Source organism: Neisseria sp. P0014.S002 (assembly GCF_051958295.1).
In the GTDB taxonomy this organism is placed as follows: Bacteria; Pseudomonadota; Gammaproteobacteria; order Burkholderiales; family Neisseriaceae; genus Neisseria; species Neisseria flavescens_B.
Window position 1 is genome coordinate 1 of the sequence record NZ_JBQCVO010000055.1, and the last position, 296, is coordinate 296.

Sequence of the window (296 nt, forward strand, 5' to 3'; positions counted from 1 at the left end):
CTCGTAATACCTGAAGAAATTGTAATGCAGCCCAGTTTCACGGTCGCAATACTGGTTTTGCAATCGGAAGGGTTGGTGAGCAGTTCCGGATATGTTGGTTTCACTCTTCAGTTTGCCCCAACCGTAATAATCCCCGAACCAAACCAGATTGCCATCCTTATCGGTCATCTCTCTTGGAATGCCGATTTGGTCGCAGTGGAAGTAGTGGGTTTCCTGTTTGCTTTCGCCTTCTTCGTTGGTCCGGTTGTGCACCTGTGCCAAAGGTTCGTAGCTGTCGGGATCGGTGTAGATATAGG

General features: G+C 49.0%; 1 protein-coding gene. It reads right to left on the reverse strand.

Annotated features, from left to right (window positions below):
* A partial coding sequence (locus ACTHSX_RS10580) for an RHS domain-containing protein (protein ID WP_440377624.1) occupies positions 1-296 on the reverse strand: 296 nt, incomplete at both ends.